Source organism: Pseudomonas sp. KK4 (assembly GCF_001984065.1).
Lineage (GTDB): Bacteria > Pseudomonadota > Gammaproteobacteria > Pseudomonadales > Pseudomonadaceae > Aquipseudomonas.
The window spans coordinates 1-8,611 of sequence record NZ_LYVP01000169.1 but is presented as its reverse complement, the minus strand read 5'-3'; the positions used below and the strand labels follow the sequence as shown (position 1 = coordinate 8,611).

General features: G+C 61.0%; 7 protein-coding genes. 5 read left to right on the top strand and 2 right to left on the bottom strand.

Going from position 1 to position 8,611, the window contains the following annotated elements; translation table 11 throughout:
* Nucleotides 1-119 precede the first annotated feature (119 nt).
* A complete protein-coding gene (locus B0W55_RS27530) occupies nt 120-1,613 on the bottom strand; it encodes a CoA-acylating methylmalonate-semialdehyde dehydrogenase (protein ID WP_077049060.1) in 1,494 nt (497 codons plus the stop codon).
* Between the two features lie 72 nt (nt 1,614-1,685).
* Nucleotides 1,686-3,035: an aspartate aminotransferase family protein gene (locus tag B0W55_RS27525; RefSeq protein ID WP_077049059.1), complete on the bottom strand. Its 1,350-nt coding sequence runs from the start codon at nt 3,033-3,035 to the stop codon at nt 1,686-1,688.
* A 138-nt stretch (nt 3,036-3,173) separates the two neighbouring features.
* On the opposite strand from B0W55_RS27525, the gene B0W55_RS27520 reads away from it, so the two are divergent.
* The 5 genes from B0W55_RS27520 to B0W55_RS27500 all read left to right on the top strand — a co-directional run.
* Nucleotides 3,174-4,094, top strand: coding sequence for a LysR family transcriptional regulator (locus B0W55_RS27520; protein ID WP_077049058.1), 921 nt, complete (start codon nt 3,174-3,176; stop codon nt 4,092-4,094).
* A 111-nt stretch (nt 4,095-4,205) separates the two neighbouring features.
* Nucleotides 4,206-4,856, top strand: a complete 651-nt coding sequence (locus B0W55_RS27515; RefSeq protein ID WP_077049057.1) for a TetR/AcrR family transcriptional regulator — start codon at nt 4,206-4,208, stop codon at nt 4,854-4,856.
* Nucleotides 4,857-4,863: 7 nt separating this feature from the next.
* Nucleotides 4,864-5,445 (top strand): YigZ family protein, encoded by a 582-nt coding sequence (locus B0W55_RS27510; protein ID WP_077049056.1) that lies wholly within the window; start codon nt 4,864-4,866, stop codon nt 5,443-5,445.
* A gap of 535 nt (nt 5,446-5,980) precedes the next feature.
* Nucleotides 5,981-7,546: an ABC transporter ATP-binding protein gene (locus tag B0W55_RS27505; RefSeq protein ID WP_077049055.1), complete on the top strand. Its 1,566-nt coding sequence runs from the start codon at nt 5,981-5,983 to the stop codon at nt 7,544-7,546.
* An 11-nt stretch (nt 7,547-7,557) separates the two neighbouring features.
* The coding region (locus tag B0W55_RS27500) for an ABC transporter permease (protein ID WP_077049054.1) at nt 7,558-8,611 on the top strand (1,054 nt) is incomplete at its 3' end.

Below are 8,611 nucleotides of genomic sequence, written 5' to 3'. Positions count from 1 at the left end.
ACACCTGAGATCTGCCGTCAACTCTTAATTTCACAATTCTGTCATATCAGTCAAAAAAGCCCGGAAACACGAAGGCCGGCCCCCACATATAGAAGAGGCCGGCCTTCGAACCCTGCTACTTACAAGCTGGGGAAGGCGAACTGCGATGCCTCGTGGCTGGCGCGTTGCGGCCAGCGCTGGGTGATCGCCTTGCGGCGAGTATAGAAACGCACGCCATCCGGACCATAGGCATGCAGGTCACCAAACAGCGAGCGCTTCCAGCCGCCAAAGCTGTGGTAAGCCACCGGTACCGGCAGCGGCACGTTCACGCCAACCATGCCCACTTCGATCTCATCGCAGAACAACCGCGCCGCTTCGCCATCACGGGTAAAGATGCAGGTACCGTTGCCATACTCATGATCGTTGATCAGTTGCATCGCCTCTTCCAGGCTGTTGACCCGAACGACGCAAAGCACTGGCCCGAAGATCTCTTCTTTATAGATGCGCATCTCTGGCGTGACGTTGTCGAACAGGCAGCCGCCGAGGAAGAAGCCGTTCTCATGACCGGCCACACTCAACCCGCGACCGTCCACCACCAGCGTCGCACCTGCCGCTACGCCGTCTTCGACATAACCGCTGACCTTGTCCCGCGCCGCGCCGGTGACCAGAGGCCCCATGTCCAGACCACACGAAGTACCGGCACCGATTTTCAACGCCTTGATCTGCGGCGTCAGTTTGGCCACCAACGCATCGGCCACCTGATCACCCACACAGACCGCCACCGAGATCGCCATGCAACGCTCGCCACAAGAACCGTAGGCAGCGCCCATCAATGCGCTGACCGCGTTATCCAGATCCGCATCCGGCATCAGCACCGCATGGTTCTTCGCCCCGCCCAGAGCCTGAACGCGTTTGCCACGCTTGGTCCCCTCGGCGTAGATATATTCGGCAATCGGCGTCGAGCCCACGAAGCTCAGCGCTTTGACTTCCGGCGCTTCGATCAGCGCGTCCACTGCAGCCTTATCGCCATGCACCACGCTCAGCACGCCCTTCGGCAGGCCAGCCTCCAGCAGAAGCTGTGCGATCAGCAGCGTCGAACTCGGATCGCGCTCAGACGGCTTGAGGATGAAGCAGTTGCCGCAGACGATGGCCAGCGGGTACATCCACAGCGGCACCATGGCCGGGAAGTTGAACGGCGTGATACCGGCCACGACGCCCAGCGGTTGAAAGTCCGACCAGGCATCAATGTTCGGGCCGACGTTGCGGCTGTATTCACCCTTGAGGATTTCCGGCGCCGCGCAGGCGAACTCGACGTTCTCGATGCCGCGCTTCAATTCACCGGCCGCGTCTTCCAGGGTCTTGCCGTGTTCTTCGCTGATCAATTGCGCAATACGCGCTTCGTTCTGCTCCAGCAGTTGCTTGAAGCGGAACATCACCTGGGCACGCTTGGCCGCCGGGGTGTTGCGCCAGGCCGGGAACGCCGCCTTGGCGGCGTCGATGGCCTGTTGAATGGTTTCACGACTGGCCAGCGGCAGCTTGTGGATGGCCTGACCGGTGGACGGATTGAACACGTCAGTGCTGCGACCGGTTTCGGTGACCAGCTCACCGTTGATCAAATGCGGAATAACGCTCATGGAAGCTCCTGGAAAATTGTTCACAGGCACCCTCTTCCGGGTGCCTTCTATATAGAGAGTTGTTGTACCTGATCAGTCGATCTTGCCCAGCACTTCGCCGACCGCATCGAACAGACGATCCAGATCCTGCGGCTTGCTGTTGAAGGTTGGGCCGAACTGCAGGGTGTCGCCGCCGAAGCGCACGTAGAACCCGGCCTTCCACAACGCCATGCCCGCCTCGAACGGACGCACGATGGCGTCACCGTCACGCGGTGCAATCTGAATCGCACCGGCCAGGCCGAAGTTACGGATGTCGATGATGTTTTTCGTGCCCTTGAGGCCGTGCAGTGCATTTTCAAAATGCGGCGCGACATCGGCCACGCTCTGCACCAGGTTTTCCTTCTGCAGCAGGTCAAGCGCTGCCAGGCCTGCGGCGCACGCTACCGGGTGAGCTGAGTAGGTGTAGCCGTGAGGGAATTCCACCGCGTACTCAGGCGTCGCCTGGTTCATGAAGGTCTGGTAGATCTCGGAGCTGGCAATCACCGCGCCCATAGGGATCGCACCGTTGGTGACTTGCTTGGCGATGCACATCAGGTCCGGGGTCACGCCAAAAGTGGTCGCGCCGAACATGGTGCCGGTGCGACCGAAACCGGTGATCACTTCGTCGAACACCAGCAGGATATTGTGCTGATCGCAGATCTCGCGCAGTCGCTTGAGGTAACCCTGCGGCGGCACCAGCACACCCGCAGAACCGGCCATGGGCTCGACGAACACCGCAGCGATGTTCGACGCATCGTGCAGTTCGATCAGCTTCAGCAGTTCATCGGCCAGTGCGATGCCACCCTGCTCCGGCATGCCACGGGAGAAAGCGTTGCTGGCCAGCAGCGTGTGCGGCAGGTGATCGACGTCCATCATCGCCTGGCCGAACAGTTTGCGGTTGCCGTTGACGCCGCCCAGGCTGGTGCCGGCGATGTTCACACCGTGATAACCACGGGCACGACCGATCATCTTGGTCTTGGTCGACTGCCCTTTGAGGCGCCAGTAGGCACGCACCATCTTCACCGCCGTGTCGGCGCACTCGGAGCCGGAATCAGTGAAAAACACGTGATTCAGATTGCCCGGCGTCAGGTCGGTGATTTTCTCCGCCAACTGGAACGACAGCGGGTGGCCGTACTGGAAGCCCGGCGAGTAATCGAGGGTCCCCAACTGCTTGGTCACCGCTTCCTGAATTTCCTTGCGGGTGTGCCCGGCGCCACAGGTCCACAGGCCCGACAGCGAGTCATAAACCTTGCGACCCTTGTCATCGATCAGCCAACTGCCCTCAGCGCCGACGATCAGACGCGGATCGCGCTGGAAGTTACGGTTGGCGGTGTAGGGCATCCAGTGGGCATCGAGCTTGAGCTGGCTGGTCAGAGAAGTCGGGGCGTTTTCAGGCAAGTTCATGGGTGGAACCTCGCGGGGCCATAAGCGGCGTAGGGATTGAAAAGCTGGGTTGCAGCTAAGTTGCCACGGCGATAAAGTCGGTGAAATCCAACTTTTCTAACCTTCAGTCAGTCGCTGACTAAACTATCGAGCACACCCATGAGCAGCCGCCGTCCCGATCCGTTGGCGCAAGTCAGCGACTTTGATATCCGCCTGTTGCGGATTTTTCGCAGCGTGGTCGAGTGCGGTGGCTTTTCCGCCGCCGAAAGCGTGCTCGGCATCGGTCGTTCGGCCATCAGCCAGCAGATGAGTGATCTGGAACAGCGTCTGGGCCTGCGTCTTTGCCAACGCGGTCGCGCTGGTTTCTCCCTGACCGAAGAAGGTCGCGAGGTGTATCAATCGGCGTTGCAGCTGTTGAGTGCGCTGGAGAGTTTCCGCACCGAGGTCAATGGCCTGCATCAACACTTGCGAGGAGAGCTGACCATCGGCCTGACCGATAACCTGGTCACCCTGCCCCACATGCGGATCACCCACGCGTTGGCACAATTGAAGGAGCGTGGCCCGGACGTGCAGATCCAGATCCGCATGATCGCGCCCAATGAAGTGGAGCAAGGCGTACTCGACGGGCGCTTGCATGTTGGCGTGGTGCCACAGGCCAGCGCGCTGTCGGGGCTGGAATATCAGCCGTTGTACTGCGAACGCTCGCTGCTGTATTGCGCGGTGGGCCATCCGCTGTTTTATGTCGACGACAAGCAACTGGACGATGCGCGCCTCAACAGCCAGGACGCCATTGCACCGACCTTTCGCTTGCCGGCGGAAATCCAGGCCCATTACCAGGCGCTCAATTGCACGGCCAGTGCTTCGGACCGAGAGGGCATGGCCTTCCTGATTCTGACCGGGCGCTACATCGGTTACCTGCCGGATCATTACGCCAGCCTCTGGGTCCAGCAAGGCCGCTTGCGCGCACTCAAGCCCCAGGCACGCTTCTATGACCTGAGCCTGGCCTCGGTCACCCGCAAGGGGCGACGCCCGCATCTGGTGCTGGAAAGCTTCCTCGAAAGCCTGGCCGCAACCCGTTGAACAGCACCGGGTCGGTGGTGTTTTTGGAATTATCGTATCGGGACTTGTCTGTAGCCCGGGGGTGCGCTATCAACGCACTGGCCGCACCCACTCACCTGACCGGAAGTGCCTATGACCTTTGAAGTCCCAGCCCACGGCGGCAAACCCGCCAGCCGCATTCGTCAGAAGAACGAAGAGACCATCATCAAAGCCGCCGAAGACGAGTTCGCCCGTCACGGGTTCAAAGGCACCAGCATGAACACCATCGCCCTCAATGCCGGGCTGCCCAAGGCGAACCTGCATTATTACTTCACCAACAAACTCGGTCTGTACGTGGCGGTGTTGAGCAACATCCTCGAGCTGTGGGACAGCACCTTCAACACCCTGACCGCCGACGATGATCCGGCCGAAGCCCTGACCCGCTACATCCGCGCCAAAATGGAATTTTCCCGGCGCCAGCCACAAGCCTCGCGCATCTTCGCGATGGAGGTCATCAGCGGTGGCGAATGTTTGAGCGAGTATTTCAACCAGGATTACCGCGCCTGGTTCCAGGGTCGGGCCGCGGTGTTCCAGGAATGGATCGACGCCGGTAAAATGGACCCGGTCGATCCCGTCAACCTGATCTTCCTGTTGTGGGGCAGCACCCAGCATTACGCCGATTTCGCCACCCAGATCTGCCGTGTCAGCGGACGCACCAAGCTGACCAAACAGGACATGGAAGACGCTGGCAACAACCTGATCCGCATCATTCTCAAAGGCTGCGGCCTGACGCCAACCATTTAAGACACCTATGCCATTTACCCTCAGCGACTTTTGTGAATACCGCGAGGAGATTCGCAAAAGCCGCTTCATCACCTTCGCCGCCCCAATCTCCAGCCCCGCTGAAGCGCAGGCGTTCATCGAACAACACAGTGACCTCAACGCCACGCACAACTGCTGGGCGTGGAAGCTCGGCGCGCAATACCGCAGCACCGACGACGGCGAGCCTGGCGGCACGGCCGGTCGACCGATTCTGGCAGCCATCGAGGCCCAGGATTGCGACCAGGTCGCCGTGCTGGTGATTCGCTGGTATGGCGGCATTCAACTGGGCACAGGCGGACTCGCCCGGGCCTATGGCGGCGGCGCCAACAAATGCCTGCAAGCGGCGCCGAAGATCGAGCTGATCAGTCGGGTACCGCTACGCTGTGCCTGCGCGTTCGCAGAGCTGGCATTGGTAAAGTTGAGGGTGGCGGAACTCGGCGGGCTGGTGGTGCAGGAGGACTTCACCGCCAATGGCGTCGAACTGCAATTGGCGGTCGGTGAAGTGCAGATTGAAACGCTGCAAAAGCAACTGGCTGATCTGAGCCGTGGGCGCATTGTGCTGCAGCGGTGAAGGCTGCAATCTTTTGGGGCATCAGCAAAATGACGGCATCCGATACTTGCCCACATCTGCTGTGCACCCGACTGTGGATAACCTGAGCACATACCGCTGTAACCCTTCTGTCATGCGGCTTTGCGGACTTTGTTCATTTTTCGTCCAATCTGCCATCACAACGACTAATTTCACGAAAAAACAAACACTTACAGCGGTTTATCACCTTTAGAAGATAGCCGCCCTGCGCTTATGCCCGACATCTGCGCTTGCGCACAGATACTGTGGAGCAATCTGTGGATAACCCGTTCATTCCTGTCGCCGCACCATGCCGGGCATGGCTTGCATCCCACTGATCATTTTTTGACCAAACTTTGCAGCGCAAAAATGGAGCCACTTCAAAGACCTCGCCCCCATGTGGTGCCGCAGGTGAGAGCAGTCGGGAGCGAAGCGGCAATCTCAACACCTTGAGCCACAGGGCTTTTCAGCTTTCCTGACTCAATGGCCAGGAAATTGCTTTATCCACAGGCATGAGCCCCCGTCGCCAGAGCCTGACATGCCCAACGCCATTCCCATTCCCGATCAAACACCCCGCCTGCAACTGCGCACAATCACCAAGCGCTACCCGGGCTGCCTGGCCAACGATGCCATCGACTTGAGTATCGCGCCCGGTGAAATCCACGCGCTGCTCGGTGAAAACGGTGCGGGCAAAAGTACCTTGATGAAGATCATCTACGGCGTCGTCCATGCCGATGCCGGTGAGATGCTCTGGCAAGGGCAACGCGTCAACCTGCGCAACCCGGCCCAGGCCCGCAGCCTGGGGATCGGCATGGTGTTCCAGCATTTTTCGCTGTTCGAAACCCTGAGCGTGGCGCAGAACATCGCCCTGGCCATGGGCGCCGCCGCGGGCACGCCCAAGCAACTTGAACCGAAGATTCGCGAAGTCTCGCAGCGCTACGGTATGCCGCTGGAACCTGAGCGACTTATCCACAGCCTGTCGATCGGCGAGCGGCAACGTGTAGAAATCATTCGCTGCCTGATGCAGGACATTCGCCTGCTGATCCTCGACGAACCGACTTCGGTACTGACGCCCCAGGAGGCCGACGATCTGTTCGTCACCCTGCGCCGACTGGCCGCCGAAGGCTGCAGCATTCTGTTCATCAGCCACAAGCTCGGCGAAGTCCGCGCCTTGTGCCACAGCGCGACGGTGCTGCGCGGCGGGCGGGTGGCCGGTCATTGCGTGCCGGCCGAGTGTTCGGACCAGCAACTGGCGCGGCTGATGGTGGGCGAAGCCGCCGGGCTGATCACCGACTATCCGAAGGCCAAGGGGACCGAGGCGTTTTTGCAGATCAAGGGCCTGTCGTGGCACAACCCCGACCCGTTTGGCTGCTCGCTCACAGACATCGATCTTGAAGTGCGCAGCGGTGAAATCGTTGGCATTGCCGGGGTGGCCGGCAATGGCCAGGATGAGCTGCTGGCCTTGCTCAGTGGCGAACAGCGTTTATCACATGACGCAGGCGCGACGATCAGCTTTGGCGGCCACCCGGTCGCGCATTGGCCACCGGACGCCCGACGTCGGCATGGCCTGGCCTTCGTTCCTGCAGAACGTCTGGGGCACGGCGCCGTGCCGGAACTGAGCCTGGCGGACAACGCCCTGCTCACCGCGTTTCAACAAGGGCTGGTGAGCAAGGGGCTGGTGCAGCGGCGCAAGGTCGAGGCCCTGGCCCAGGACATCATCCAACGCTTCGGGGTCAAGACGCCGGACAGCCAGGCACCGGCCCGCAGCCTGTCCGGCGGCAACCTGCAGAAATTCATTCTTGGGCGGGAAATCCTTCAACAACCGAAATTGCTGGTGGCTGCGCACCCGACCTGGGGCGTCGACGTCGGCGCGGCGGCGACCATTCACCGGGCGCTGATTGCCCTGCGCGACGCCGGCGCGGCCATCCTGGTGATCTCCGAAGACCTCGATGAACTGTTCCAGATCGGCGACCGCCTCGGTGCCTTGTGCGGTGGACGTTTGTCGCCGCTGCAGGCCACGGCCGACACCTGCCTGATCGATGTCGGCGGCTGGATGGCCGGCCGCTTCGATGCCCCGCAATCACCCGCATCCGCCACGCTTTAACGGAGTGTCACATGCTGCTTTCTCTTGAACCTCGTGGTCAGCAATCGCGCCTGATGCTGTGGTGTTCGCCACTGCTGGCGGCGGTACTGACCCTGAGCTGTGGTTCGCTGCTGTTCGCCGCCCTCGGGCATGACCCGTTGCTGACCCTGCACACCTTGCTGATCGCCCCGGTCAGCGATGGTTATGGTGTGTCCGAGTTGCTGGTCAAAGCCCTGCCGATTCTGCTGTGCGCACTGGGCCTGGCGGTGGCCTATCAGGCACGAATCTGGAACATCGGTGCCGAAGGTCAATTGCTGATCGGAGCGCTGGCCGGCAGTGCGCTGGCGGTGAATATCATCGACATGCAAAGCCGTTGGGCGCTGGTGCTGATCCTGCTGACCGGCACCTTGGCCGGCGCCGCGTGGGCCGGGCTGACGGCCTGGTTGCGCACCCGCTTCAACGCCAACGAAATCCTCACCAGCATCATGCTCAATTACATCGCCCTGAACCTGTTGCTGTTCTGCGTACACGGCCCGTTGAAGGACCCGGACGGCTTCAACTTTCCACAGTCGGCGATGTTCGGCGACGCCAGCCGCTTGCCACTGTTGATGGAGGACGGACGCATCCACGTCGGCGTGTATTTCGCCCTGCTGGCGCTGGTGGCGGTGTGGGTGCTGCTGCAGAAAAGCTTTGTCGGTTTCCAGATCAAGGTGCTGGGGCTGGATAAGCGCGCGGCGGGTTTCGTCGGGTTCCGCGAGAAGCGCCTGATCTGGCTGGCGCTCTTGATCAGCGGCGGGTTGGCGGGGCTCGCCGGTGTCTGCGAAGTGGCCGGGCCGATCGGGCAACTGGTGCCGCAGGTGTCACCCGGGTATGGCTATGCGGCAATTACCGTGGCGTTCCTCGGGCGGCTCAACCCGATCGGGATTCTGTTTTCCAGCCTGCTGATGGCGCTGCTGTACATCGGTGGGGAAAACGCGCAGATGAGCATGAATCTGCCGCAAGCCATCACCCAATTGTTCCAGGGAATGATGCTGTTTTTCCTGCTGGCCAGTGACGTGCTGATTCTCTACCGCCCCCGCCTGAACC